This window comes from Eubacterium multiforme (assembly GCF_030813415.1).
Lineage (GTDB): Bacteria > Bacillota > Clostridia > Clostridiales > Clostridiaceae > Clostridium > Clostridium multiforme.
This window is the reverse complement of sequence record NZ_JAUSUF010000013.1, coordinates 12,823-39,492: the sequence shown is the minus strand read 5'-3', so window position 1 is coordinate 39,492 and position 26,670 is coordinate 12,823. Positions and strand designations below refer to the sequence as shown.

At 25.5% G+C, this 26,670-nt stretch carries 29 protein-coding genes; 23 read left to right on the top strand and 6 right to left on the bottom strand.

All coding sequences use genetic code 11. From position 1 onward, the window contains the following. Positions 1–53: 53 nt before the first annotated feature. Both J2S18_RS13810 and J2S18_RS13805 read left to right on the top strand, forming a co-directional pair. Positions 54–1,130 (top strand): DUF871 domain-containing protein, encoded by a 1,077-nt coding sequence (locus tag J2S18_RS13810; RefSeq protein WP_307487648.1) that lies wholly within the window; start codon positions 54–56, stop codon positions 1,128–1,130. Between the two features lie 22 nt (positions 1,131–1,152). Continuing rightward, positions 1,153–2,022 carry a MurR/RpiR family transcriptional regulator gene (locus tag J2S18_RS13805; protein WP_307487647.1) on the top strand — a complete coding sequence of 290 codons (870 nt, stop codon included), beginning with the start codon at positions 1,153–1,155 and terminating at the stop codon, positions 2,020–2,022. Between the two features lie 100 nt (positions 2,023–2,122). On the opposite strand, the gene J2S18_RS13800 is transcribed toward J2S18_RS13805, so the two are convergent. Both J2S18_RS13800 and J2S18_RS13795 read right to left on the bottom strand, forming a co-directional pair. After that, positions 2,123–2,371, bottom strand: a complete 249-nt coding sequence (locus J2S18_RS13800) for a hypothetical protein (protein ID WP_307487645.1) — start codon at positions 2,369–2,371, stop codon at positions 2,123–2,125. 20 nt (positions 2,372–2,391) lie between these two features. Then, positions 2,392–2,934, bottom strand: coding sequence for a hypothetical protein (locus J2S18_RS13795; protein WP_307487644.1), 543 nt, complete (start codon positions 2,932–2,934; stop codon positions 2,392–2,394). 291 nt (positions 2,935–3,225) lie between these two features. Here J2S18_RS13795 and splB point away from each other — a divergent pair, with 291 nt between their 5' ends. From splB to J2S18_RS13780, 3 genes are all read left to right on the top strand, one after another. After that, entirely contained in the window at positions 3,226–4,248 is a 1,023-nt protein-coding gene (gene splB, locus J2S18_RS13790; RefSeq protein WP_307487643.1) for a spore photoproduct lyase, read from the top strand. A gap of 215 nt (positions 4,249–4,463) precedes the next feature. Beyond that, positions 4,464–4,961, top strand: a complete 498-nt coding sequence (locus J2S18_RS13785) for a hypothetical protein (protein ID WP_307487642.1) — start codon at positions 4,464–4,466, stop codon at positions 4,959–4,961. Between the two features lie 177 nt (positions 4,962–5,138). Beyond that, complete coding sequence (locus J2S18_RS13780) at positions 5,139–7,082, top strand: KUP/HAK/KT family potassium transporter (protein ID WP_307487641.1); 1,944 nt, start codon at positions 5,139–5,141, stop codon at positions 7,080–7,082. Between the two features lie 196 nt (positions 7,083–7,278). On the opposite strand, the gene J2S18_RS13775 is transcribed toward J2S18_RS13780, so the two are convergent. After that, positions 7,279–8,055: a DeoR/GlpR family DNA-binding transcription regulator gene (locus tag J2S18_RS13775; RefSeq protein WP_307487640.1), complete on the bottom strand. Its 777-nt coding sequence runs from the start codon at positions 8,053–8,055 to the stop codon at positions 7,279–7,281. A gap of 367 nt (positions 8,056–8,422) precedes the next feature. Between J2S18_RS13775 and ulaG the strand changes: the two genes are divergently transcribed. The 12 genes from ulaG to J2S18_RS13715 all read left to right on the top strand — a co-directional run bounded on the left by ulaG (position 8,423) and on the right by J2S18_RS13715 (position 20,367). After that, the gene (ulaG, locus tag J2S18_RS13770; RefSeq protein ID WP_307487638.1) at positions 8,423–9,487 is read left to right on the top strand and encodes an L-ascorbate 6-phosphate lactonase; all 1,065 of its coding nucleotides are present in this window, start codon (positions 8,423–8,425) and stop codon (positions 9,485–9,487) included. A 28-nt stretch (positions 9,488–9,515) separates the two neighbouring features. Continuing rightward, a complete protein-coding gene (locus J2S18_RS13765) occupies positions 9,516–9,950 on the top strand; it encodes a PTS sugar transporter subunit IIA (RefSeq protein ID WP_307487637.1) in 435 nt (144 codons plus the stop codon). A 101-nt stretch (positions 9,951–10,051) separates the two neighbouring features. Then, positions 10,052–11,515, top strand: coding sequence for a PTS ascorbate transporter subunit IIC (gene ulaA, locus J2S18_RS13760; RefSeq protein ID WP_307487635.1), 1,464 nt, complete (start codon positions 10,052–10,054; stop codon positions 11,513–11,515). A 30-nt stretch (positions 11,516–11,545) separates the two neighbouring features. Further along, positions 11,546–11,836, top strand: coding sequence for a PTS sugar transporter subunit IIB (locus J2S18_RS13755; RefSeq protein WP_307487634.1), 291 nt, complete (start codon positions 11,546–11,548; stop codon positions 11,834–11,836). Positions 11,837–11,882: 46 nt separating this feature from the next. Beyond that, positions 11,883–12,917: a hypothetical protein gene (locus J2S18_RS13750; RefSeq protein ID WP_307487633.1), complete on the top strand. Its 1,035-nt coding sequence runs from the start codon at positions 11,883–11,885 to the stop codon at positions 12,915–12,917. A 113-nt stretch (positions 12,918–13,030) separates the two neighbouring features. After that, the gene (araD, locus tag J2S18_RS13745) at positions 13,031–13,729 is read left to right on the top strand and encodes an L-ribulose-5-phosphate 4-epimerase (protein ID WP_307487631.1); all 699 of its coding nucleotides are present in this window, start codon (positions 13,031–13,033) and stop codon (positions 13,727–13,729) included. Between the two features lie 19 nt (positions 13,730–13,748). Next, on the top strand, positions 13,749–14,597 hold the full coding sequence (locus J2S18_RS13740) for an L-ribulose-5-phosphate 3-epimerase (RefSeq protein WP_307487629.1): 849 nt from the start codon (positions 13,749–13,751) through the stop codon (positions 14,595–14,597). Positions 14,598–14,763: 166 nt separating this feature from the next. Further along, positions 14,764–15,411: a fructose-6-phosphate aldolase gene (gene fsa / locus J2S18_RS13735; protein ID WP_307487628.1), complete on the top strand. Its 648-nt coding sequence runs from the start codon at positions 14,764–14,766 to the stop codon at positions 15,409–15,411. Positions 15,412–15,536: 125 nt separating this feature from the next. Next, positions 15,537–16,253 (top strand): M48 family metallopeptidase, encoded by a 717-nt coding sequence (locus J2S18_RS13730; RefSeq protein WP_307487626.1) that lies wholly within the window; start codon positions 15,537–15,539, stop codon positions 16,251–16,253. A gap of 78 nt (positions 16,254–16,331) precedes the next feature. After that, positions 16,332–18,185: a PRD domain-containing protein gene (locus tag J2S18_RS13725; RefSeq protein ID WP_307487624.1), complete on the top strand. Its 1,854-nt coding sequence runs from the start codon at positions 16,332–16,334 to the stop codon at positions 18,183–18,185. Positions 18,186–18,308: 123 nt separating this feature from the next. Further along, complete coding sequence (locus J2S18_RS13720) at positions 18,309–18,827, top strand: hypothetical protein (protein WP_307487622.1); 519 nt, start codon at positions 18,309–18,311, stop codon at positions 18,825–18,827. Positions 18,828–19,278: 451 nt separating this feature from the next. Then, a complete protein-coding gene (locus J2S18_RS13715) occupies positions 19,279–20,367 on the top strand; it encodes a ribose-phosphate pyrophosphokinase (protein ID WP_307487620.1) in 1,089 nt (362 codons plus the stop codon). A 43-nt stretch (positions 20,368–20,410) separates the two neighbouring features. Here the strand turns inward: J2S18_RS13715 and J2S18_RS13710 are convergent, their stop codons facing one another. Then, the gene (locus J2S18_RS13710) at positions 20,411–20,821 is read right to left on the bottom strand and encodes a universal stress protein (protein WP_307487618.1); all 411 of its coding nucleotides are present in this window, start codon (positions 20,819–20,821) and stop codon (positions 20,411–20,413) included. A gap of 226 nt (positions 20,822–21,047) precedes the next feature. Between J2S18_RS13710 and J2S18_RS13705 the strand changes: the two genes are divergently transcribed. Beyond that, the gene (locus J2S18_RS13705; protein ID WP_307487617.1) at positions 21,048–21,941 is read left to right on the top strand and encodes a GrpB family protein; all 894 of its coding nucleotides are present in this window, start codon (positions 21,048–21,050) and stop codon (positions 21,939–21,941) included. A gap of 80 nt (positions 21,942–22,021) precedes the next feature. Here the strand turns inward: J2S18_RS13705 and J2S18_RS13700 are convergent, their stop codons facing one another. Continuing rightward, positions 22,022–22,825, bottom strand: coding sequence for a MurR/RpiR family transcriptional regulator (locus J2S18_RS13700; RefSeq protein ID WP_307487615.1), 804 nt, complete (start codon positions 22,823–22,825; stop codon positions 22,022–22,024). Between the two features lie 185 nt (positions 22,826–23,010). On the opposite strand from J2S18_RS13700, the gene J2S18_RS13695 reads away from it, so the two are divergent. From J2S18_RS13695 to J2S18_RS13675, 5 genes are all read left to right on the top strand, one after another. Next, positions 23,011–23,544, top strand: a complete 534-nt coding sequence (locus J2S18_RS13695) for a tetratricopeptide repeat protein (protein WP_307487613.1) — start codon at positions 23,011–23,013, stop codon at positions 23,542–23,544. Positions 23,545–23,715: 171 nt separating this feature from the next. Then, the gene (locus J2S18_RS13690) at positions 23,716–24,096 is read left to right on the top strand and encodes a hypothetical protein (protein WP_307487612.1); all 381 of its coding nucleotides are present in this window, start codon (positions 23,716–23,718) and stop codon (positions 24,094–24,096) included. A gap of 212 nt (positions 24,097–24,308) precedes the next feature. Then, on the top strand, positions 24,309–24,518 hold the full coding sequence (locus tag J2S18_RS13685) for a hypothetical protein (RefSeq protein WP_307487610.1): 210 nt from the start codon (positions 24,309–24,311) through the stop codon (positions 24,516–24,518). 419 nt (positions 24,519–24,937) lie between these two features. Next, positions 24,938–25,162, top strand: coding sequence for a DUF1659 domain-containing protein (locus J2S18_RS13680; protein WP_307487609.1), 225 nt, complete (start codon positions 24,938–24,940; stop codon positions 25,160–25,162). 39 nt (positions 25,163–25,201) lie between these two features. Next, a complete protein-coding gene (locus tag J2S18_RS13675; protein ID WP_307487608.1) occupies positions 25,202–25,423 on the top strand; it encodes a DUF2922 domain-containing protein in 222 nt (73 codons plus the stop codon). Positions 25,424–25,485: 62 nt separating this feature from the next. Here J2S18_RS13675 and J2S18_RS13670 read toward each other — a convergent pair whose 3' ends face one another. Next, complete coding sequence (locus J2S18_RS13670; RefSeq protein WP_370873854.1) at positions 25,486–26,421, bottom strand: DMT family transporter; 936 nt, start codon at positions 26,419–26,421, stop codon at positions 25,486–25,488. Positions 26,422–26,670 lie beyond the last annotated feature (249 nt).

The following is a 26,670-nucleotide window of genomic DNA, read 5'->3' as shown; positions in this document are numbered from 1 at the left end:
GCTTATAATACTTTTTATAAGCTTCTTAATTTTTAAAAAGGGGAGGTAGTTTTTTGAGTTTAGGCATATCGGTATATTTTGGATTAGATAATAGTAAAGAAGAGAATATGAAGCTTTTAAATAAAGCATATAAATTAGGTTATAAAAGAATATTTACATCTCTCCAAGTTCCAGAGGCAGATTATACAGTATTAAAAAGTGAGGTTGGAGAATTTTTAAAACAGGCAAAAGAATATAATATGGATATAATTAGTGATATTTCACCTAATACATTTAAACTTTTGGATTTAGAAAATAAAGATATATATGGTCTTTATAAGCTTGGAATAAAAACTATAAGAATAGATTATGGATATAATGAAGAAGATATAGCTAATATGAGTAAAAATGAGCATGGAATTAATATACAAATTAATGCTTCTACATTAACATCAAGTTTTTTAGATAATTTAGAAAGATATAATGCAGATTTTTGTAAAATAGATGCATTACATAATTTTTATCCTAGAAGAGGAACAGGAATTTCAAAAGAGTATATGATAAAAGTTAATAGTATTTTAAATAAAAGAAATATTAAAGTTTGTGCATTCGTACAATCAAATAGTAGAAAGAGATCACCATTAAAAGAAGGACTTCCAACATTAGAAGATCATAGAGATTTAAATGTAGAAGTTGCAGCAAATGAGTTATATGCATTAGGCTGTAATGATATATTTATTGGTGACTCATTACCAAGTGATGATGAGCTTATGAAATTGACTAAGGTAAATAAAGATGAAGTAGTGCTTAGAATAGAAGTTTTTACTAAAAGCGAAGTATGCCTAAGGCTATTAAAAAATAAATATACGGCTAGAGTTGATGAGGCAAGAGATGCAATAAGGGCACAGGAAAGTAGAACTCTTTTGGGGAAAAATGATATTATAGAACCTGAAATATCAAATATAAGAGAGATTGGTTATATAACAATAGATAATAGGCAGTATTTAAGGTATATGGGAGAACTTCAAATAATTAAACAAAAGTCTTCAAAAGATGATAGAATAAATATAGTAGCTCGGGTTATTGAAGAAGATTTATGTCTTTTAAAATATATTAAAGGAGGAAAAAGATTTTCTTTTATTGCTCAATAGTTAGGTATTTAGGAGGAATATAATGAATGTCTTGGAGTTTATAGATAATAATTATAATAAGTTTACTCATGGAGAACGAAAAATATCGGATTTTTTATTGAATTGTAGTTATAAAGAGATTTTAAGTTTTACAGCTAAAGAGATTGGAGAAAAAACAGGAACATCAGCTTCAACTGTTGTTAGATTTGCAAAAAGAATAGGATTTAAAAGTTTTAATGAGTTAAAATTACAAGTGTCAATTAATATAAAGGAACAAGATGATAAACAGTCAAATTTTGAGTATTTAGGAAAAGAATTAAGTTCAAGTAGTTTAATAAAGCATATAAAAAGTTCATTAGGTTCAACTATTGAAAAAACATGTGAAATGATAGATCCAAATGAACTTGAAAAAGCTATAAATATTTTAATAAAAGCTGAAAATATTTATATTTATGGCGTTGGAAATTCTTCATTAGTAGGTGCAGATTTTTTTCATAAACTAAGTAGAATAAATAAAAGAACAATTTTTCATATAGATACTCATTTACAAATAACAACATCAGTTTTAATGAAAAAAGAAGATGTTGCAATAGCAATATCTTATTCTGGAGAAACTAATGAAGTTTTAGAGTGTGTAAGAAATGCAAATGAAATAGGAGCAGCTGTAATTTCAATTACTAAAAATAGTATAAATAATACCTTGGCAAAATATTCTACAATTACGTTAAATATTCCAGAAGTAGAGAAAAAACTTAGAGAAGGGGCTATGGCTTCAAGAATAGCGCAACTTGCGGTAATAGATATGTTATTTATAGGAATATCATCAAATAGTATAGAAGACAGTGAAAAGAAACTTATAAAAACTAGAAAAGCAATAAATAATTATAAAAATATAAATAAATTTAATAGATAATATAAAAAGGACTTTTCAGTTGAAAAGTCCTTTTTATATTTAATAATTATGTAAATTAAGCTTTAAAATAATATATTAAATTAGTATATTACTTTAATAATTAATTTTTAGAATTATCTTTTATATAATTATTCAATTCAGATATATGATTATTTAAAGTTGTAATATCTTCATCTACCTTAGATAATTCAGAATTCTTTTCATTAAGAGAATTTTGTTCTTGAGCATATTCTTTTTCTAAAGAGTCTTTAGCTGAAGTAGTTGTACCATCTAAACCAATTCCAAAGCCTATAAAAAAGAAAATAAATACTACAAAAACAGAAAGTATCTTACCAATAACTTTTTTCATAAAATAAAAACCTCCTTAAATTAGAAACATTTAGAACAAGGTGATAACCCCATAGATTCAGCTTCCTTTAAAGAAACTTCTGTTGCATTGCTTGGGTTAGTGTTTCCACAATGGTTAGTTCTGTGGTATTTATGTCCTGTTCTAGTTATCCAAACCATAGTTCCAACTTCATGTTTATTTTTTTTGTTTTCAGATGAAGTTTTCTTAGGTTTAGAAGAGGTTGATTTTTTACTAGCTGCATTAGCTTCCTCTTTTGCTTTAAGTTCTGCCTCTTTCTTTGCATTAGCTTCTTCTTTATCTTTAATTTCTTTTTCAATATCTTCTTTTTTATTTTCTAAGTTTTTAGATTTTTCTTGCAAAGAAGAAACTTCAGCTTTTTTAGTAGTTAATAAACTGTCTTTTTGTGAAATTTCAGAGGCTAATGCTATATTTTTAGATTTAATAGTACTTATATCTTTATCTGAAGGCGATTCAACTTTTCCAATAAAGATTCCTAGAAATAATACAATTACACAGGCTATTATAGCTTTTTTGTGATTTGAGAAAAATGACTTGAATTTCATTTAACTTCCCCCTTTTAAATAACAGTCATTATTACAATTATAGCAACGAAGACTTATATAAATATAAAATATGTAGAATATTAACAATTAATTAAAATATTAAGTATAGTGGAAGAAATAAACTTTATAATTAAATTAAATATTAAGTAAAAACTAATGAAATACTGCAATTTAATATTGTTATTATTAAATTATGATTTTATATTTGAAAATTAGGAATAATAGTAGTAAATACTGCTATTATTTTTTTGTTTTTAGTAAAAGAAAATATTATTGAAGGGAGATAAACCTATGTTTAAACCTAGGAGGATTTTATTTGAAAAAAATTCATTAAATTATGATATTGGAAAGGATATTTATAATTATTTTAAGGATTTTAAAGATATAGAAATTGTTAAGCTTAATAATAATAGAATAAAACAAAATATACCAGGTGATGATATAAGAGAATTTTATAAAGAAGGAAAAAATACAATTGTAGTAGGAGTTAAAAGGGTAGGTAAATTTCAGTCTTGCAAACCATCAGCACATTGGCAATTGCCATTAGTAAGTGGTTGTATTGGTAATTGTGAATATTGTTATTTAAATACCAATTTAGGAGATAAACCTTATGCAAAAATAAATGTCAATATAGAAGATATATTAAATCAAGCAGAAAAATATATTTCTGAAAGAAAGCCTAATATTACAATATTTGAAGGCTCTGCTACATCTGATCCTATACCATTTGAGCCATATACTAATTTATTAAAAAGGGCAATAGAGTTTTTTGCAAATAATGATTTTGCAAAATTTAGATTTGTAACAAAATATACAGATGTTGATTCCTTACTAAATTTAAAACATAATAATAAAACAGAAATAAGATTTAGTATAAATACAGATTTTGCAATAAATAATTATGAAAAAAGGACAGCATCTATTTGTGAGAGAATAAATGCAAGTAGAAAAATAGCTAAGGCTAATTATCCATTAGGTTTTATAATTGCACCTGTATTTATATATGATGGTTGGAAAAGTGATTATGAAAATCTATTAAAGAATTTAAAAGAAAAATTGCCAATTAATTTAAAGCATAAATTAACCTTTGAAGTTATTTCCCATAGATATACAACAAGAGCTAAAAATATAATAATGGATATATTTCCTGATAATAAATTACCTATGAATGATGAAAAAAGAACTTATAAGTATGGTCAATTTGGTTATGGAAAATATGTTTATAAAAAAGAGGATCTATTTGAAATAAAAGAATTTTTTATAGAAAAAATAAATAAGTATTTTCCAGAAAGTGAAATAAAATATATTATTTAAGAAATTTATTAGTAAAATAAGACATTATATAGATAAATTTAAGAATATCTTTAGAAAAGGATTGTATAATCTATATTGTATTAATTTTATATTAGGAAATATTGACACAAAGAGTGTTAATAAATTCAATAAAAATTATTAATAAAGAAACTTATGTAGAAAAATTAAATTAGTAATATATGAAGTTTATTATAAATAAAAAAGGAGATGTTATTTTGGAAGTTCTTAATATATGTTTAGTTACAGTTCTTACTGTATTTAATTGTTCATTATTTATTGCTTTCATGAGAAATAGAAAATATTTAAAAGAAAATAGTGTTAAATTTATTGATTTGCTTAAAAAAGGATGGAAGGGTAGAACTAATTCTACATACTTTTTATTACTACTTGCTTTGTTACAGGTAGGATTAATTCTTATAGCATACTTAAAGGAAGAAAACCTATACGTAATACTTATAATGTATATATCAATTATGATTATTAATGATAGAGGTTTTTATGTAGGTTCTAAAAAGATTGGTAAGATACTAAAGTTAGAGGATACGGAAGGTGTAGAATATATTGAAATAGAAAGAACAATTGACTATGCAGAATTTACTTTAGTTTTTAATGATAATAGAGAGAAAAAGATAAGAACTCAAAATAAAAATGTAGAAGGTATAGAAGAAGCTTTAAGAGATTGTGGATATGAAGTTTATGAGCAATCAAAATAATTAATGTTTAAGGGCTAGTAAATTATTGATTTACTAGCTTTTTATTATTATATTTAAAAAATGATTATAAATACTTTAAGTTTATGGAGATTTAGATATTTCTAGTAGGTTGACAATTAACTTTAAAGAAAATAGAATGCTAATATTATATCTAAACAAAGGAGGAAAAATAGGGGGATGAAAAAGAATGTGGTTACAATAGGGTCTTTACTTGTAGCTCTTGGAATTGTTTATGGAGATATTGGTACATCTCCTCTTTATGTAATGCAGGCAATACTTTCAACCAATAACGGTTATTCAGCTGAAAGTGTTGTTTTAGGAGGAGTTTCTTTAGTGTTTTGGACATTAACATTACAAACAACAATAAAGTATGTAATATTAACATTAAAGGCTGATAATAATGGTGAAGGCGGAATATTTGCATTATATACATTAGTTAGAAAACATTCTAAATGGCTTATTATACCAGCTATTATAGGAGGAGCTGCCCTTTTAGCAGATGGAATACTTACACCGCCAGTTACAGTTACCTCATCAATTGAAGGATTAAATATTATTTTACCCCTTGAAAGAGATACTATAATTTTAATAGTAATAACTATACTAGCAGGTTTATTTTTATTTCAAAGATTTGGTACTGAAAAGATAGGAAAGGTTTTTGGACCTATAATGCTTGTATGGTTTTTAATGCTTGCAACACTTGGGATTATGAAATTAGTACATTGCCCATCAATACTTAAAGCAATAAATCCATATTATGCAATGCATTTACTTATAGATGATCCTAGTCGTGTATATGTTCTTGGAGCAGTATTTCTTTGTACAACAGGAGCAGAAGCCCTTTATTCAGATCTTGGACATTGCGGTAGAAAAAATATTTATTACACTTGGATTTTAGTTAAGATATGTCTTTTACTTAATTATTTTGGACAAGGTGCCTACCTTTTAATGAATAATGGGAAATTAATATCAAAAAATCCATTTTTCTTAATAATGCCAGATTGGTTTATTATAATTGGAGTAATAATTGCAACTCTTGCAGCTATTATAGCAAGTCAGGCCTTAATTTCTGGATCATTTACATTAGTATCAGAGGCTATAAAGTTAAATCTTTTTCCAAGGTTGCATGTTAGATACCCAAATGATGAAAAAGGACAATTGTATATTCCAAGTATAAATTTATTATTATGTATTGGATGTATATCACTTGTATTATACTTTAAGAAATCAGAAAATATGGAATCAGCATATGGACTAGCAATTACAGTTACAATGCTTATGACAACAATATTGTTATCTCAATATATGAAGTATGTTAAAAATAGACCAATAGCCTCAGTTATTGTTCTAATTGTATTTGGAACAATAGAAGGAAGCTTTTTATATGCAAATATCTTTAAAATAGTTAGTGGTGGTTATATAACATTAATTATTGCAGGAATATTAATCTTTATAATGTATGTTTGGATATATGGTGCAAAAATCAAAAAGAGATATAGCGAATTTGATGATCTTTTAAAGTATAAAAATAAATTTAAGGCAATAGAAGAAGATAAAGAAATACCATTATATTCTACAAATTTAGTTTATTTAACTAAATCTTATAAATGGAATGAAGTTGAAAATAAAATACTATATTCTATTTTTAATAAATTACCAAAACGTTCTAAATATTATTGGTTTGTAAATATAGATGTTACAGATGAACCTTATACTGAAAAGTATAGAGTAAAAACAATTGTTGAAAACCAAATATTTAGTGTAAGATTTAAACTTGGATTTAGAATTGATCAAGGAGTTAACTTTTTATTAGGTCAAGTTATACAAGATTTAGTTGCAAGTGGAGAATTAGAGTTTGTACCAAAAGAATATATGATTAATGATGATAATAGACCTACAGTTGGTGATTTTAAGTTTATTCTTTTAGAAGAAACATTATCTAATGAAAGTAAACTTTCATCTTGGGATAGCTTTATATTAAGTTTTAAGTTATTCGTAAAAAAAATAGCAGTATCTCCAGAGAAGTGGTTTGGAATAGATACTAGTATAGTTGAAGTTGAAAAATCACCTATAATTATAGGAAATAAATATAAAAGAAATAATTTAATTAGAGTAAAATAAAAATATTTAATTAAGGCTATGTTTTAGCATATGTTGATTTTAGAAAAGTCTTTAGATTTACTTAATTACCCATTGAGTAAATTTTATAGATTCTATATTAAATCAACAATAGTTTAAAACATAGCCTTAGTTTAAGTGGTTTTACACACTTTTTAATATAAACACTTAAAAAATCAAATATTTAGAGTTAGATTATTTATGCAAAAATAACTTCTACACCTTTTTCTTGTAGTTTTTTAATTTCCTCACTATTAGCATTTTTATCTGTTATAACATAATTTACTTTATCTATATCGCCGCTAGAAAAGTTATGATGTATTCCTATTTTTGAACTATCAGTTAATATGAAAGTTGGCCCATTACAGTTTTCTAGCATTTTCATATTAACAGTAGTTTCTTGAAGAACTGAAGTGCTTATTCCAGAACTAGAAGTTATGCCGCTAACTCCCATAAAACATTTTGTAGCTGTTATTTTTGATATTATTTGAGTTGCAATATCTCCAACCATTGATTGCTTTCTTCCATAAACTTCTCCACCAGTAAGGACAACCTCTATTTTAGGAGATAGATTCATATTAAGAACTTTACCGTTATTTGTTATAACAACAACTCTCTTATCTTTAATATACTCTAAAACTTTAATGGCAGTAGAACTGGAATTTATAAAAATACTGTCCCCATCTTCTATAAATTCAGAAGTTCTTTTTGCTATTGCTTCTTTAATTTTTTGCCTTTCTGCATTTTCGTTATTAAAATAAGGATCTTCGTTTAAGGCACCTTCTATAAGTGCTGCGCCTCCATAATGCCTTTTTATTACACCTTCATTTTCAAGATTTTGAAAATCTCTACGTATTGTTATATTAGAAGTATTTAAAAGTTTTGCTAAGTCATCAGTTTTAGCTTCTTTATGTTCTTTTAAGTATTTTAATATGGCTTGCTGCCTTTTAAAAACAAAACCTTTTGCATTTTTCAAAATTTTAGCCTCCTTTAAATCATGTATTTTTATCTTTTGTATAACTAAACACAAGTTATTATTAATTTATTTATATGATTATTTTAAAAATAAAATAAATGAACTTAAAAAGTGATTATATGTTAATTTTACAAAAAAAAATAAAAAAAATCAATGAAATAATCAAAATAAATAATGAAAAACGTTCAAAAAGAACATATAAAATGTATAAAAATGGTGAAAAATAGTTAAAATTTAATTATTTGATAAAAAACAATCAAAAAAAGCTTGTCAAAAAAACGTATACAGTATATAATTAAATCAATAAATGATTAAACGAACTTTAAAAACAAACAAAACGTTCAGATATGAAGGGGAGGAAGACAAAATGAGTAATGTAAATAATATAACAAGAGATTCATGGATATTAAACACTTTTCCTGAATGGGGAACTTGGTTAAATGAAGAAATAGAAAATGAAGTAGTAAAGCCTGGAACATTTTCAATGTGGTGGCTTGGATGTACAGGTATTTGGCTTAAAACAGAAGGTAATGCTAACCTTTGTATAGATTTTTGGTGTGGTAGTGGAAAGAAAACAAAGAAAAATCCTTACATAAATCCAGAGCATCAAATGGCAAGAATGTGTGGAGGTAAAAAGTTACAACCTAATTTAAGAGTTGCACCTTTTGTATTAGATCCATTTGCAATAAGAGAAATAGATGCAGTAATTTCTACTCATGATCATAATGATCATATAGATATAAATGTAGCAGCAGCTGTACTTAAAAATTGTTCACCTGATGTTCCTTTTATTGGACCACAAGCTTGTGTAGATAAATGGGTAGGCTGGGGAGTACCAGAGGAAAGATGTATAGTAGTTAAACCAGGAGATATTATAAAAATTAAAGATGTTGAATTAGAAGCTTTAGAATCATTTGATAGAACAGCATTAATTACAGCTCCACCAGAAGGAGATTTAAGAGGAAAGATGCCAGTTGATATGGATTATAAAGCAGTAAATTACTTAATAAAAACTCCAGGTGGAAATCTTTATCATAGTGGAGATTCACATTATTCAAATTTTTATGCTAAACATGGAAATGAACATAAAATTGATGTTGCCCTTGGTTCTTATGGAGAAAATCCAAGAGGTATAACAGATAAGATGACTTCATGCGATATTTTAAGAATGGGAGAAGCACTTAATACAAAAGTAGTTATACCATTCCATCATGATATATGGTCAAACTTCCAAGCAGATACTCATGAAATATTAGCATTATATGATATGAAAAAAGATAGATTACAATATAAATTCAAACCATTTATATGGCAAGTTGGAGGAAAATTTACTTTCCCAGATGATAAGGATAAGAGGGAATATCATTATCCAAGAGGATTTGATGATTGCTTTGAGGTAGAAATTAATTTACCATATAATTCATTTTTATAAGAGGATTTTTGAAAGTTGGTGTTTTGTTATGTTAAAAGAATTAATTGAAAAAAAGAGATATTCTTTTCACCAAGGCTTTGATAATTGGGAGGATGCAGTTAAGGCTGCATGCGCTCCCTTAATAGAGCAAAAAGCAATTGAAAAAGAATATGCAGATTTAATAATAGAAAGTGTAAAAAAATATGGTCCTTATATAGTTATTGCACCAAAGATTGCAATACCACATGCACAAGAAGGTCGTGGAGTAAATGAAACATCTATGTGCTTTATGAAAACGAATACTCCTGTGAAATTTGGAAATGATGAGTCTAATGAAGCACAATTATTTTTTGTGCTTGCATCAACAGATAATAATATACATTTGCAAAATCTTTCAAACATGGTAGAGCTTATATCTGATGAAGAAGTTGTAGAAAAATTATTAGAAGCTGAAAGCGTTGAAGACTTAAAAAAATTAGTGTAGAAAATTTTTTTACCATATTATTTATAAGTAGATTTTAAGGTAAGAAAATCCCAAGAAGATAAGTAATTGTGAGAAAACAATATAAAGGGAGGATAAATTATATGAATTTTTTAATTTCAATTTGGGAGTTTTTCCAAGACAACATTCTTACTAAACCAGCATTTTTTATAGGTTTTATTGTTCTAATTGGTTACCTTTTACTTAAAAGACCAGTGTATGATGCTATAGCAGGATTTATAAAGGCAACTGTTGGTTATTTAATATTAAATGTTGCAGCAGGTGGACTTGTTAGTAACTTCCGTCCAATACTTGCAGGACTTAAAGACCGTTTTAATCTTCAAGCAGCAGTAATAGATCCTTATTTTGGTCAAACTGCAGCTCAAGAAGCCATAGGTGGAATTGGTAGATCTTTTTCAATGATGATGGTAGTTTTACTTATAGCCTTTATGTTTAATTTAGTGCTTGTATTGCTTAGAAAATTTAGTAAAGTTCGTACTGTATTTATAACAGGACATGTAATGGTTCAACAATCAGCAACAGCTTTATGGTTAGTATTCTTCTGTTTCCCACAATTACAAGATATGGGTGTAGTAGTTATGTTAGGATTACTACTTGGAACATATTGGGCAGTATTTTCAAATCTTACTGTAGAACCTTGCCAAGAACTTACAGAAGGTGGTGGATTTGCAGTAGGACACCAACAAATGTTAGGAATATGGATAACTGATAAAATAGCTGGAAAAATAGGTAACAATAAAAAGAAGATAGAAGAATTAGAACTTCCAGGATTTTTATCAATATTTAATGATAACGTTGTAGCAACAGGTATATTAATGACATTCTTCTTTGGAATAATAATGTTAATTCTAGGACCGGATTTAATGCATAATATTGATAAAGGTTTTAATCAAAATACAAATTTCTTATTTTACATATTAGAAAAATCTCTTAATTTTGCAGTTTATTTAAGTATATTACAACTTGGAGTTAGAATGTTCGTTGCAGAACTTACAGAATCTTTCCAAGGTATATCAAATAAATTACTACCAGGTTCAGTGCCAGCTGTAGACTGTGCTGCAACTTATGGATTTGGACATCCAAATGCAGTAACTATAGGATTTTTATTTGGAGCTTTAGGACAATTCTTAGCAATAATAGGTCTTGTAGTATTTAAGAGTCCAGTACTTATAATTTCAGGTTTCGTACCATTATTTTTTGATAATGCAACCTTTGCAGTATTTGCAAATAAAAAGGGTGGTTTAAAAGCATCAATGATTATACCTTTTGTTTCAGGATTATTACAAGTTTTAGGAGGAGCCTTTGCAGCTTATTATTTTGGACTTGCACAATATGGTGGATGGCATGGTAATTTTGACTGGGATACATTATGGCCAGGAATTGGATTTATAATGAAGAACTTAGGATATATAGGTGTTGCACTAGTAGTTATTGGAATGCTTATAATACCTCAAATTCAATATATAAAAGATAAAAAAGGATACTTTAAAATCGTTGAAGATTATGAAGGATATTTAGAAGATAAAGAAAAAGAAGCGGAAGCTTAAAATAGGAAAAAGTTTTAGGAGGAGATAATTATGTTAAAAGTTATTGCAGCATGCGGAAATGGAATGGGATCAAGTCAAATTATTAAAATGAAAATAGAGAAAATATTTAAAAAGTTAAATATACCTGTATCAATTCATCATACAAGTATTGGAGAAGCAAAAACTCAAGCATCAGGATATGATGTAGTATTTTGTTCAGAAGCACTTAAAAAGAATTTTTCAAAGGCAGAAGAATCAGGAACTATAATAATAGGACTTAAAAATCTACTATCAGAAAAAGAAATAGAAGAAAAAATAATTGATAAAATAGTAAACAAATAGTTTTAGATTTTAAAATGTTAATTTTGAAAGTGAGATGACCTTTAAGATGAAATTTGAAAAAAAGTTTTTAACTAATTTGCATAGATGTTATGCAACTAGCAGTACAGTTATAGATGGAGATAGAAAAATACTTATAGCAACTGAAGGTGAAGGTCCATGCTTTATGTATGAAGGTGATGATTTTAAGCAATCAACAGTATGGGAAGGACCAGGAGGAACAATGTCAATAATTCCTATACCAGGAAAGAATGGAGACTTTCTTGCAGTTCAAAATTTCTTTCCAACTTTTCAATCAGAAAATGCAACAATAGCATGGGGTAAATTTGTAGATGGGAAATGGGAAATTAAAACTTTATTTAAATTACCATACTTACATCGTTTTGATATATTAGAAGCTAAGGGAAAGCTATACTTTTTAGGATCAGTATTATGTAATAGCAAAACTTCAAAGGATGATTGGAGTGATCCTGGAAAGATATATGTTGGAGAAATTAAAGAAGATTTAAATGAGCCTATAGAACTTAAAGTTATTAAAGAAGGTTTAACTAAAAATCATGGTTATTGTAGAAGTGAGTATAATGGGAAAATGGTTGGACTTGTAACTTCACAAGAAGGAATATTTAGAGTAACTCCTCCTCAAAAAGATGGAGATGAATGGCTTGTAGAAAAAATTATGGATAGACCAACAAGTGATGTGGCTGTTGTTGATATTGATGAAGATGGTGTTGATGAATTAGTAACAATAGAAGAGTTCCATGGCAAACATTTTAGAATAAACAAAAAATATGGAGACACTTATAAAATTGTTTATGAATATCCAAAGGAAATGGATTTTGGACATGTTGTTTGGGGTGGAAAGCTTAGAGGAATTCCTACAATAATTGGTGGATATAGAAGATGTGATAAAGATTTATTTTATGTTCAATGTACAGACAAGGAAAATTTAAAATTTAAAACAGAAGTTATTGAATCTGGAGTAGGACCAAGTAACGTTTTTGTAATTAATGAAAATGATAGAGATATTATAATATCTGCAAATAGGGAACTTGGAGAAGCTGCTTTATATTTTGTAACTGAATAAGTAAAAATAAGGTAGGAATCTATAAATTAGGTTTCTGCCTTAATTAAAAGGTAAATTTAGTGTATTTTGAAGATTTACTTAGAAAATTAGTAATATTTAAGGAGGTTTTTAATTTGTTAGAAGATTTAAAAAAAGAAGTATATGAAGCAAATATGCTTCTTCCAAAATATAATTTAGTAACTTTTACATGGGGAAATGTTTCAGCAATAGATAGAGAAAAAGGACTTATTGTAATTAAGCCATCAGGTGTTGAGTATGACTTAATGAAAGCAGAAGATATGGTAGTAGTTGATTTAAATGGAAATGTAATAGAAGGAAAATATAAACCTTCATCAGATACAGATACTCACATTAAGCTTTATAAGGAATTTAAAAATATAGGTGGTATTGTACATACTCACTCAAGATGGGCAACAATTTTTGCTCAGGCAGGAAAGGGAATAAAGCCATATGGAACAACACAGGCTGACTATTTTGCAGATGAAATTCCATGTACAAGAGATATGACAAGGGAAGAAATTGAAGGTAACTATGAATATAATACAGGAACAGTTATTGTAGAAAGATTTAAAGATATAAATCCAGACTATATTCCAGCAGTGCTTGTTAAAAATCATGGACCATTTACATGGGGAAAAGATCCAAAGGAAGCTGTCCATAATGCAGTTGTGTTAGAAGAAGTTGCTATGATGGCATACAATACAGAAATTTTAGCAAATAAAAAAATGGATAGTATGTCAGATGACTTATTAAATAAACATTTTTCAAGAAAACATGGTCCAAATGCCTACTATGGACAAGGTGAAGGCTAAAATCTAAGGAGGAAGTTTTATGAAAGAATATGTTGTTGGATTGTATGAAAAGGCAATGCCAAATACACTTAATTGGAGAGAAAAACTTCAATGTGCAAAAGATAATAATTTTGATTTTGTTGAAATAAGTATAGATGAAACTGATGAAAAGCTTAGAAGACTTGATATGACTAAAGAAGAGAGACAAGTTCTTGTAAATCTTATGTATGAAGTTGGTGTTCCAATAAGAACAATGTGTCTTAGTGGACATAGAAAATATCCTATAGGTAGTGAAGATGAAGAGACAAGAAAATATGGAATGAAAATCATGGAAAAGGCTATAGAACTTGCAGATGATTTAGGAATAAGAATAATTCAACTTGCAGGATATGATGTTTATTATGAAAAAGGCAATGAAAAAACTAAAGAGTTTTTCTTTGAAAATTTAAAGAAAGCAGCTGAAATGGCAGCAAGGTCTGGAATAATCTTAGCCTTTGAAACTATGGAAACAGAATTTATGAATACAGTAGGAAAGGCTATGAATTATGTAAAAAAAGTAAATTCACCATACCTTGGAGTATACCCTGATTGTGGAAATATAACAAATGCAGCATTAGAACATAATGAAGATGTAATAGAAGATTTAAAAAGAGGAGAAGGTCACATTATGGCAGTGCACCTTAAAGAAACAGTGCCTGGAAAGTTTAGAGAAATTCCTTTTGGAACAGGACATGTTGATTTTGAAAATATAATAAAAACATCCTTTGATATGGGAGTAAGAAGATTTGTTACAGAATTTTGGTATACAGGAAATGGAGATTTTAGGAAAGATATAAAAAATGCAAGAGATTTTATAGAAGAAAAATTTAATAAAGCCTTAAATAATTAATAAAGATTCATTAGATTAAAAAAGTTTTAAAGTATTATATAGTTTAACTAATTTATAATTATATATTAATTAACATTTAGTGAAAAGTTTAGGAAAAGACTATTTGTAAAGGTTATACATTATATAATTAAATTAAGTTTTAATATTTAAAAAGGAGTGAGTTTTTATGAAAATATTCATAGATACTGCTAATGTAGAAGACATAAGAAAAGCCAGTAAACTTGGAATTTTATCAGGGGTAACAACAAATCCATCATTAATAGCAAAAGAAGGAAGAGATCTAAAGGAAGTTATAGAAGAAATCTGCAGTATAGTAGATGGACCAATAAGTGCAGAAGTTATAAGTCTTCAAAGTGAAAAAATGATTGAAGAAGCTAGAGAATTAGCTAAACTTCATAAAAATATAGTAATAAAAATACCAATGTGTGAAGAAGGACTTAAGGCAGTTAGCGTACTTTCAAAGGAAGGAATAAGAACAAATGTAACACTAATATTCTCTCCCCTTCAAGCATTACTTGCAGCAAGAGCTGGAGCTAGTTTTGTAAGTCCATTTCTTGGAAGGTTAGATGATATAGGAAATCCAGGAATAGATGTTGTAAGTGAAATAGCAGAATTATTTGCAATACATGGAATAGAAACTGAAATAATAGCAGCAAGTATAAGAAATCCAATGCATGTATTAGATGTAGCAATGGCAGGAGCGAATATTGCAACTATTCCATATAAAGTTATAATTCAAATGACAAAGCATCCATTAACTGATGCAGGGATAGAAAAGTTTATTAAGGACTATGAAGGTTCTAAAGATAAATAATTAAAATATAAAACAAATAAGAAGGTACATAGCTAAAAAACTATGTACCTTCTTATGTTTTGTTGTAAATTAATTAGTAAAGTTATATTATATAAATTGTATAGTGTAAAGATTAGGAGAAATTTATGAAGAAACTTAACATAAGTTATAATGGAAAAAGTCTTTCCTTTATTCTTATAAGAAAAAATGTAAAAAACATAAACTTAAGAGTTAAAACAAATGGAGATGTTATTGTAACTGCAAATAGTAAAATTGATGAAAGTTATATTATAGATTTTATAAAGAGAAAAATGGATTGGATTTTAAATCACAAAGAAAAATTTAATGAAAGAAGAAAAAAATCATTAGAGGAAGCAGAAAAGGTAAAGGAAGATAACATTAAATATTTAGGAAATATATATAAGATAAAAGCTGTAAAAAGTGAAAAGGAATATGTTAAAAAAGGGAAAGATGAAATATATGTATTTTTAAAAGATAAAAATAATAATAGAAAAAAGGAAATACTTCTAAATAAATGGTATAGAAATGAGTGTGAAGAAACATTTAAAAGTATTTATACCAATATGTTTAAAGTATTTTTACACTATAGGATTCCTCATGTTGAAATAAAAATAAGAAAGATGAAGAGCAGATGGGGATCATGTAATCCAATTAAAAAAGTTATAACATTAAATAGTGAGCTTATGAAAACTTCTATTTATGAAATTGAATTTGTTATGTGTCATGAATTAGCACATTTAGTAGAGGCTAATCATAGTAAGAATTTTTATAAAGTTTTAGATGATGTAATGCCTGATTGGAAAGAGAGAAAGAAAAAGTTAAATGAATTTTATTTAGCATAGCAAATGTTGTATCATTTCTTATAGAGATGATATAATTCATATGAAAAGGATTAAATTAAAATTTGAGAGGAAGAATAAGTGAGTAATAAAGATAAAATAGAAAAATGTTTAAAAGAATTAACTTTAGAATTGCTTAAAGATGAAAATTTTGAAGGAGTACAAACTCTTGAAATTGCAGAAATATTAAAATTAAGAAGAAATGTTGTTAGTCATTATTTAAACCTTTTAGTAACAGAAAATAAAGTTATAAAGATTAAAAGCAGACCAGTTTATTTTCTTCATAAGGAAGTTATGGATGAATATGAAGAAAATAAAAAGAAACTTGAAGAGGAAAAGAAGAGAGAAGGAACTATTGAAAAATATATAGAAGATGAATATAAAGACCTTATAAATATTCTTTTAAAGTATAATGAAAAACAATTATCAATGAAAGAGCTAAGACATAGAATTACTATTGTTATGAATACTTGTTTAAGTCACATAGTTTATAACGAAAAATATAGTAATGATATTTTAGAAAATATATATTTAAATATAGTAACAAATACATTAAAAATAATAAATGAAAATTATGGACTTAGATATTATGGAAGTACTTCAAAGGTACTTAGTAGAATATTATTATTTTTCTCTAAATGTAATGGACTACATTTGGAATTTAAGGAAGAACTTAAAAATAAATTAGAAAATATAGAAATAAAAGATTTTTCAAGACAATACATAATTGCAGAAAAGATACTTAGAAATGTTAGTAATAATTTAGACTTTAATAGTGATTTTAGTATAAAATTATTTATTGCTTTATATATTTTTACACTAATGGATAATAAAGAAATAAAAATAAATGGAATAATAATTGCACATGGCTATTCAACGGGAAGTAGCATTGCAAGTGCAGTTAATAAATATTTTGGAGATTTTATTTTTGATGCTATTGATATACCTATGAATATTTCTTTAGAGGAAACTACCAAAATACTAAAAAACTATATGCAAAAATCAAATAATGCTAAAGATACAGTTATATTAGTTGATATGAAAAGTTTATTATTAATAGATGAGGAGTTAAAAGGATTAATAAAGGGAAATATTTTAGTTGTAAATAATATTACAACTGAATTTGTTATTAATATTTCAAAGAAAGTTGTAAAGGGTGAGAATTTTAACCACATTAAAGATTTTATTAAGGAAAATTCAGAAATAGAGTACAACTTTATAAAGTTCAAAAAGAAAAAGAGAGCTATACTTACAACTTGTATTTCAGGGCTTGGTACATCTGTTAAAATCAAAGAACTTTTAGCTAAAGGACTTGGAGATGTTGATATTAATATTATTCCTTATGAATATGGAAACTTAGCAAATAGAGGTGCTGATGATGAAATATTTAAAGAATATGATATTAAACTTATAATAAGCACAACTGATTTAAAAATAGAAGGAATAAGCTGTATTTTGTTAGAAGATTTAGTTTCATCAAATAATGAAGATGCTTTAGATAAAGTATTATTTGAGTTTTTAGAAAAAGAAAAAATTGGAGAGATAAGAAAAGAACTTACAAAGATATTTTCTCTTCAAAATATAATGAATCAATTAAGTATACTTAATCCAAATAAAATTATAAATGATGTTGAGCAAATAATATTAAAAATGGAAAATTCCTTTAATTTAGATTTTTCAGCTTACCTTAGAATGCTTTTATATATTCATATAAGCGTTATGATAGAAAGATTAATATTAAATCATGGTCTTAACTTAGAATCAGATAAAGAGGAAGAATATATAAATAATAATAAAGAGGTTATAGAGATTATAGAAAATAGTTTTAGAAAAACTGAAGAGGAGTATAATTTTAAACTTACTATAAAAGAAATAGAAATAGTTCAAGAAATAATTGAAAATAGTATTGGTAAATTAATAAAAGTTAAGAATTAAATTAATAAGATTTTAAAAAAATTAAGAAATATTTATAAAAAAATAATCATTGATTAATTTTTTGTACTAATAAATTTGTTAAAATTATATTGTATAATACTATAAAGAAAAGAGATGATACATATGAAAAAATTTGACATTAATGAATTACTAAAAAAGATAATAATGATAAATAATAACATAAATAGTAATGACAAAGAAAATTTAATTAAACATATAAAATATAGAGAAGTTACAAGTTTACAAGGTTTAAAAATAATAGAGGGAATATTAAACTATGGAATTTTACTTAGTGAAGACGAGCTTGAAAAACTTCCAAATGTAGATTGCAAAAAGTTAAATACAGCATTATATTTATTACTTAAATATTTTAATAGAATTGATGATGAAACTTTACATGATGGGTTAGACTCATTATTAAGTATAAATATAGACTTAACTACTGGAGGATTCTATGAGAAGGATGCTATGGCACCAGCTTCAGCTCTATTAGATATATTGGAAGATTATGCTACAGGCTCAGATCCTATAGATACTGAAGAGTATGATATAAGTGATAATGAAATAAGCCTTTACGAAGTTAAAGTAGATTATGGAAATAGAGAGAAAATAAGAAATTTTGAAAGAACAATATTTAGTTAATTAAATTATTAGAAAAGAGAGCTAAACTTTAAAGTTTAATTCTCTTTTTTTAGTTCAATAAATTATTATAATAATTAATATTATTAATGTAAGTAAATATTAATTATTGTATAATATAATTAGTACAAGTTTAATAGGTTTATTAATATATATTTATAAAGATGTATTAATAATTTATATTTATAAAAAAGAACTTGAAAATAAAATAGGTAATATTATAATTAAATTGAATAGAAATAGTATAGATCTTTTTAAGTATAATATTTAAAAATTAATTTTATTATTTTACAATAATATATGTTACATTATATAAAGAATAAATTATAGCAAGTATTTAAATAAAAAAATTATAAAAATTAATACAATTAATATGAAATATAGGATAAAAATGATATACTATATATGAAAAATGATATACTATATTTTAAAATATAAAAAAGGAGATAGATAAATGACTGAATTAAACCATGAATTAGGAATAATAGCATTAGAAAGCTGTACAGAATTAGGAAATGCTGTTGATAAGTATATTCAAGAGAAGAGAAATTCTAAGAAATCATTCCTAATACCAACTGAAGAAATAAGATTTTCTAATGGAGAAGGAAAAGTTAAGATTTCTCAAAGTGTTAGAGGAAAGGATATTTATATTTTATGTGATATTGGAAATTATAGTTGTACATATAAAATGTTTGGATTTATAAATCATAAAGGTCCAGATGAACATTTCCAAGATATAAAGAGAACTATCTCAGCTATTAAAGGAAAAGCTGCAAGAATAACTGTAATTATGCCACTTTTATATGAATCAAGACAGCATAGACGTAAGGGTAGAGAATCTTTAGACTGTGCATTAGCACTTCAAGAACTTGAAAGATTAGGTGTTGATGAAGTTATTACTTTTGATGTACATGACCCTAATGTTCAAAATGCTAGTCCTTTATTATCTTTTGAAAATATATATCCAACATATGATATTGTAAAAGCACTTATAAGCAACGAATCTTCATTAGAATTAGATAAAGAAAAGCTACTTGTAATTAGCCCTGATACTGGAGCTATGGATAGAGCTATATACTATTCAAGTGTTTTAGGTGTTGATGTTGGCTTATTCTACAAGAGAAGAGATCATTCTTTAGTTGTTAATGGTAAAAATCCTATTGTTCAACATGAATATATGGGAAGAGAAATTTCAGGAAAAGATGTTTTAATAGTTGATGATATGATAGCATCAGGAGAATCAGTTCTTGATATTGCAAAAGAATTAAAGACTAGAAATGTTAGAAACGTATATGTTGCTACAACATTTGGATTCTTTACAGAAGGATTAGATAAGTTTAAGAAATATTATGAAGATGGAGTAATATCAAGAGTATATTGCACTAACTTAACATATATACCACAAGAATTAATGGATTCTAAATGGTTTAAAGGCGTTGATATGTCAGAATTCTTAGCTAGAATAATCGATAGATTAAATTATGATAAATCTATTGCAAAGTATATGGATGCAACAGAAATAATAGGAAAATTATTAAAATAATATAATAAATAAAGTCCCTGTTAAATTACAGGGACTAATTTTTTTAAGATTGAGGAAGTATTATCATAGTACATCTTGCTTTTTTTAGTACTTGAGCAGTAACAGAACCAACAATTGCTATAAACTTTTTCTTAGTATTCTTTGACATAATAATGGCATCAATATTTTCACTTTGTGAGTAGTCTAAAATTTCTTTGTCTACATAGCCAAATGCAAATTCTTTTTCACAATTAAACTCACTTAATTCCATGCTAGCTTTATTTAATATGTCATTTCCTGAATTTTTATTTTCAGTTAGTATTTCAGGGACAACCATACCATTAATAAATACTATTTCTCCTACATTTAGTAATACTACATCTGTTTCCTTTGGATCAAAATTATTTCTCACATAATTAAGGGCTATTAAGTCTCTATCACTTCCATCTAAGGGTAATAATAATCTTTTTTTCATAATAACCACCTTCCTTTATTATTACTTCTATACAAATAATTAAAAATCCTTTTAAATTATTTACAATGTGTAAATGTTTACTAAAAGTTCATTAGTGAGTTTATTAAAGCTTAATATAAGTCTGTATAAAATCAATACTTACATAAAAATAGATAAATATAGTAATATAAGTATAAAGCATGAAATTTAATATAATTATATTAAATTAAATAGAGGGGGGATTTTTTTGATAAATGAAGATAAAGCAAGGGTAATAGAAGTTGTTCCTTATGATGAGAATTGGGAAAAAGAATTTATTAAAGAATCAAGAAAAATAAAAGATATAATGAATGATGAAATAATAAAAATTCATCACATAGGCAGTACATCAATTAAAGGAATATATGCTAAACCTGTAATAGATATTTTAATTGAAGTAAAGGATATTAAAAATATTGATAATTATAATGAGGCTATGATGAAATTAGGCTATATAAAAAAAGGTGAATTTGGGATAAAGGAACGTAGATTTTTTATTAAAGGTCTATATAATAGAACTCACCATATACATATTTTTCAGACAGGAAATAAAGAAATAAAACGACATTTAAATTTTAGGGATTATATGAATTCCAATAAAGATGAAGCAAAAAAGTATGAAAATTTGAAGATAGATTTAGCAAAAAAATTTAAATATGATATTGATGGATATTGTAATGGTAAAAATGATTTTATAAAAAATATTGATAAAAAGGCAGATAGATGGAGTAAAGAAAGTATAGTTAAAAAATATTTTAATTCATGGATAGTTAATGATAATTCTGTTCTTGAAGAAACTTTTTCAAAAAATGTATCTTATATAGAATCATGGGGACCTGCATATAGTGGACTAGAAGAGATTAAAAAATGGTTTGATGATTGGCACAAAAACAGTGAAGTATTAAATTGGGATATTAAAGATATTATAATATTAGATAAAACATTTATTTGTCAGTGGTATTTTAAACATAAACATAATGAAGATATAAATGATTTTAATGGTGTGTCATGGATAAAATTTAATGATGATAATAAAATTATAGAATTAAAAGAATTTATGTCTGTATTGCCTTTAAGATATCCTTATAAAAGTATAAAATAATTATAAAAAGCAATTTGTAATTTTAATTTTAAATAAGCTATATAAAATAAATACTAATAAATGTTAAAAGGCGTATAATTTTATACGCCTTTTAATATTGCATCAACAGTTATTTGCATCTTATTGCTTAAGTTTGCATCTTTAAGCAGTACCATAGAAATTAAATCAAAAAGATACATAATTGAAAATTGAGAATTTATAAATCTTTCTTTATCAACAAATTTAGCATTATAAACTGTAAAATTAATATCAGAATACTTTGTTATAGAACTATTTTCAAAACTTGTAATTGAAACAACTTTAGCTCCGTTATTTTTGGATATTCTAAGAGCATTTACAACTTCTGTTGTTTCTCCTGAAATTGAAATACCAATAACTAAATCATCCTTTGAAGCTATTGAACTATTTATTATCATCATATGTGAATCAGATATACAATGAACATTAAAGCCCATTCTTAATAATCTTTGCATTATTTCATCACCAGTTAGACCTGAACTACCTACTCCATAAATATATATTTTATTAGCAGTTTTAATTTCATTTACTATATTAAATATAGAATTTTTATCTATTAAATACTTAGTTTTTTCAATAACTTCATTATAATATTGATATACATATGAGAACATATCCATTTCATTACTATGTTCTTTTTCTACTTTATGAGCATTTAACTTAATTTTCATATCAACAAAACTATCACAACTAATTTTTTTTGAAAATCTTGTAATAGTAGCTCCAGAAGTTCCTGTATTTTTAGCTAATTCTTTAATATTAATATTTTTAATCATATTACTATTTTTTATAATATAATCTGCAATGTTTTTTTCTTTATCAGAAAAATCATTATACATTTTTTGGATTTCACACAAAATATCCACTAAAAGTCCTCCAATGTAGTTATTTATAAGATAATATAATAATAACATAATATAATATTTCATCAAATGAATAAATCTAATATAAAATTTTATGTTTTTTGAAAATTTATTGTGAAATTTGATTAATTTTAAAATAATTATTATATAATTAAACTATAAAATTCTTCAATAAAGGAGGAGAAAAAATGAAAAAAATAAATAGAAAAATAAGTGGGATTATTGCAGTAATATTTTTAGGATTATCTTTAGTAGGTTGCCAAAATTCAATGGTTACAAAGTCAATTCAAGAGGGAAAGGACTATATAAATAATAAACAATATATGAAGGCACAAGATGCACTACAAGATGCATTAGATCAAGATAGTAATAACAAAGAAGCAAATACGTTAATGAATATAGTTAGTGATTATTTAGGTGCTGTAACTCATTTTCAAGATGGAGAATATAAAAAATCAGAAAAAGAATTAAATGAGATACCAGTAGAATATAAAGATTTTGCAATTAAAGATGATATAGATAATTTAAAAAGTAAACTTACTGATATAGAAAGTAAGAAACAATCAAATGATGCACATATAAAGAAAGCACAAAAGTTTGTAAAAGCAAATAAATATAAAGCTGCTGAAGATGAACTTAAAAAAATTGATATGAAAACAATAAATAAGGATCAAAGAGGAAGTATTATTGAATTAAATAAAAAAATAAATTCAAATAATTAATATAAAAGTGCCTAATAGAAAAATAATTTGTATTTTCTATTAGGCGCTTTATTTATAAATAAGAAAAGTAACATATTTGTAATCAATTTTAATAAGTTTGTAGGGGAAATATTTATAGAAAAATATTATAATTAAATTAAAGAAATGATCTAATAAACGGAGGGGATGGGTATGCTTAAGGAACAGTTAATAAATGCATTATTATGGAATGAAAATGAAGCTATAATTAAAAGATTAGAAGAAGAAGCAATAGAAAATGATGTATTTGATGATGATAATGGAAAAAGAATTGAAAGAAAGAATAAAGAAAGTTTAGGAAGTTATATTGATAGATGTACTACAGATTTAATGAATAACTTTTCAATGGAAAAATATTTAAGACTTAAAAGTCTTTACAGAAATTATAACAATCAAGGTGATAGTAGTTTAGTTATTGTAGAATCAAAAAAACCTAAAAAGTTTACTTTTCCACATAAGAAAAAGTTAGCAGTAGGAGTTGCTACACTAGCAATAGGAGCTACAATATTTAATATATTTAAAGAGAAAAAATAATAATTAAATGCACTCTACACACTCCCAGTATTTAATTTTTTTAATAATCTTAAAGTATTTTCTTAAAAATTTTAAGTAAAATTTATGAGAATAATATTTTAAGATTATTTTTTGTTGAAAAATTTTTAATAATATTATAAAATTATAATGTTTATTAATAATATGTAAACTAGATGTAAATACAAAAGATAAAATAAATATTGGAGGAACAAATGAAGGGGAAAAAGTTAGCAATTTTGTTGACGGTTTTAATTTCGGTTTCAATATTATCACTAGGTGGTTGTTCTTTAAGGGTTTTAACTAGAAGAAAAGAAAAAATCGAAATTACAAATGGAAGAAAAAGAACTGAAGAAGAGATTAAAGCTAATAAAGATGTTATTACTGAAATAAATGCACAAGAATTAAAAGAGAAGTTAAATTAATTTTGTCTAAGTGAAACAAAAAGATTTTAAGATTTTTGTTCCACTTAGACAAAATTTTTTTATAAAAATTTATAATGTGTATTAATAAAAATAAAGGGATATTAAAATACAAATATTATCATGAAAAGGATAATATGGTATAATATTTATGAAAAATGAAAATGTTTACTAGAGATAAAAGGGGGAGAAATTATGGTTAAATGGTTTAAGAATATGTGCGATAGGAAAGTTTTTTTTAGAGAAAAAAATAATAGAGTTTTTAGGGATGAGGAGTTTATAAAAGTGTGGATTATTAGTGAAATGAACTAATAATGTGGATTAATTAAAAGGATATTAGAGGATAATTAAAAAATCTTCTAATATCCTTTTTAGTTTTTTTATATAAGTGCATATATATTAGGTGAAAGGAGTTGGTAAGAATGATAACAAAAACAGTTGATCAAATAGCTTTAAAATTTAGCTATAAAAGAGGTAAGGATGGTAATGGAAGGGATATTATTAAATATCAAAAATTTAATAATATAAACTTAACTGCAACAGATGAGAAATTATATAATTTAGGAGATGCATTATCAGGAATTGTAAAATATCCAATAGTTGCAATAGAAAGGGAAGAAGATAGTATTTTATCAAAAACTGAATAAAAATTTAACCTAAGAAATAAATATTAAGGGGGAATAAATATGATAGAAAAATCATTAGTAATGGGGTTTAAAAACGAATTAGACAAAAAAGTTAGTATATCTATTAAGGATATAAAAGATGATGTAAATAATACAACTGCAAATACAATAATGGATTTAATTATTTCAAGTGATGTTTTTGCAACATCTGGAGGATCATTAGTCCAAAAAGTTTCAGCAGAAATAATAAGCAAAGAAATTACTGAACTTGAATTAGTTTAGTATAAGATTTTAAAGGAGTATCTTTTAAAAAATAAGAGATACTCCTTTTTATATATAAAAATTTAATGAGAAGGACTTAAGTTATGTGCTGCATTTGACTTTTTAATTTTATAAAGTATAAGTGATGAGCAAACTATTATTACTGTTCCAAGTAAAACATTTGGTTTAATTACTTGTCCCATAATTAAAAACATTAGTATAGGTACTAAAATTGGTTTTATATAAAATACACTTGTTGCAGTTATTGCTGAAGTTTCTTTCATAGCACTAACGAAGAATAAGAAGCCAAGTCCTTTAACAACTATACCTACATATAATAGCAATGCTAAATCATGTAGATGTATTCCTTTTATAATTGGGATATGAAGAACTAGCATACATATAAACATAACTGCTACACCAAGAAAGAAAGAAAAACTATTTGTTACAGCTTTACCATATTTATTTATTGTTTTAGTTGCTAATACATTAAAGAAAGATATTGATATTGCTCCTAAAAGTGCTAGTGTAACACCAATTATATGATCTGATAAACCTTTTCCAGAAGCACCACCAGATAATGGGTTGAATATAATAACTATTCCAATTGCAGCCATTATTATAGGAATCCAAGCTTTTTTATCCATTTTTTCTTTTAAAACGACCCTTGCAATTGGAATAGTTATCATTGCATTTGAACAAACAATTATAGCGACAATAGCTGGAGTAGTAAATAATAAAGCTTCTTGTAAAAGTGACATACCTATAGTAACTTGTACAAGACCTAAAATTAAAAGATATCCCCAGTCTTTTGCAGTAAGTTTAAGGTGATTTTTCTTTATATCCTTTAAAGCCATTGGCAAAAGAATAATAGCACCAATTAGAAATGTTATTGAATTTATTTGATATGCATTAAGATGATCTAATGCTAAATATTTACCAGTTATTTCTTGAGTACTGAAACATAAAGCAGTTAGAAAGATATATATATAACCTTTGTATTTTTTCAAATAAAGCACCCCCTTGTAATTTAAAACTTTAATTACAGATTAATTACTATAAGGTTTTCATCCACCTCCTTAATTTTTTATAAAATAAATATTATTTAATGACATTTATATTATCAGAGTGGAAAAGACATATAAAGGCATTTAATTGATTATTAAAAATAAGTTATTACATATTAGAGTTAATTCTTTTAAACTTAATATTATTAATAAATGGGTTAACAATGTTAAATTTGAAAATTAAGTTTTGTTTTAGATAGA

What these genes read in the sequence shown, in the direction of transcription:
- J2S18_RS13800 (WP_307487645.1), bottom strand. Translation starts at nt 2,371, where the DNA reads ATGAAAAAAGTTATTGGTAAGATACTTTCTGTTTTTGTAGTATTTATT.
- J2S18_RS13685 (WP_307487610.1), top strand. Translation starts at nt 24,309, where the DNA reads ATGAAGGGGAAAAAGTTAGCAATTTTGTTGACGGTTTTAATTTCGGTT.
- J2S18_RS13710 (WP_307487618.1), bottom strand. Translation starts at nt 20,821, where the DNA reads ATGAAAAAAAGATTATTATTACCCTTAGATGGAAGTGATAGAGACTTA.
- J2S18_RS13755 (WP_307487634.1), top strand. Translation starts at nt 11,546, where the DNA reads ATGTTAAAAGTTATTGCAGCATGCGGAAATGGAATGGGATCAAGTCAA.
- J2S18_RS13680 (WP_307487609.1), top strand. Translation starts at nt 24,938, where the DNA reads ATGATAACAAAAACAGTTGATCAAATAGCTTTAAAATTTAGCTATAAA.
- J2S18_RS13780 (WP_307487641.1), top strand. Translation starts at nt 5,139, where the DNA reads ATGAAAAAGAATGTGGTTACAATAGGGTCTTTACTTGTAGCTCTTGGA.
- J2S18_RS13690 (WP_307487612.1), top strand. Translation starts at nt 23,716, where the DNA reads ATGCTTAAGGAACAGTTAATAAATGCATTATTATGGAATGAAAATGAA.
- J2S18_RS13805 (WP_307487647.1), top strand. Translation starts at nt 1,153, where the DNA reads ATGAATGTCTTGGAGTTTATAGATAATAATTATAATAAGTTTACTCAT.
- ulaA (WP_307487635.1), top strand. Translation starts at nt 10,052, where the DNA reads ATGAATTTTTTAATTTCAATTTGGGAGTTTTTCCAAGACAACATTCTT.
- J2S18_RS13715 (WP_307487620.1), top strand. Translation starts at nt 19,279, where the DNA reads ATGACTGAATTAAACCATGAATTAGGAATAATAGCATTAGAAAGCTGT.
- ulaG (WP_307487638.1), top strand. Translation starts at nt 8,423, where the DNA reads ATGAGTAATGTAAATAATATAACAAGAGATTCATGGATATTAAACACT.
- J2S18_RS13765 (WP_307487637.1), top strand. Translation starts at nt 9,516, where the DNA reads ATGTTAAAAGAATTAATTGAAAAAAAGAGATATTCTTTTCACCAAGGC.
- J2S18_RS13730 (WP_307487626.1), top strand. Translation starts at nt 15,537, where the DNA reads ATGAAGAAACTTAACATAAGTTATAATGGAAAAAGTCTTTCCTTTATT.
- J2S18_RS13695 (WP_307487613.1), top strand. Translation starts at nt 23,011, where the DNA reads ATGAAAAAAATAAATAGAAAAATAAGTGGGATTATTGCAGTAATATTT.
- J2S18_RS13675 (WP_307487608.1), top strand. Translation starts at nt 25,202, where the DNA reads ATGATAGAAAAATCATTAGTAATGGGGTTTAAAAACGAATTAGACAAA.
- J2S18_RS13750 (WP_307487633.1), top strand. Translation starts at nt 11,883, where the DNA reads ATGAAATTTGAAAAAAAGTTTTTAACTAATTTGCATAGATGTTATGCA.
- J2S18_RS13740 (WP_307487629.1), top strand. Translation starts at nt 13,749, where the DNA reads ATGAAAGAATATGTTGTTGGATTGTATGAAAAGGCAATGCCAAATACA.
- splB (WP_307487643.1), top strand. Translation starts at nt 3,226, where the DNA reads ATGTTTAAACCTAGGAGGATTTTATTTGAAAAAAATTCATTAAATTAT.
- J2S18_RS13795 (WP_307487644.1), bottom strand. Translation starts at nt 2,934, where the DNA reads ATGAAATTCAAGTCATTTTTCTCAAATCACAAAAAAGCTATAATAGCC.
- fsa (WP_307487628.1), top strand. Translation starts at nt 14,764, where the DNA reads ATGAAAATATTCATAGATACTGCTAATGTAGAAGACATAAGAAAAGCC.
- J2S18_RS13720 (WP_307487622.1), top strand. Translation starts at nt 18,309, where the DNA reads ATGAAAAAATTTGACATTAATGAATTACTAAAAAAGATAATAATGATA.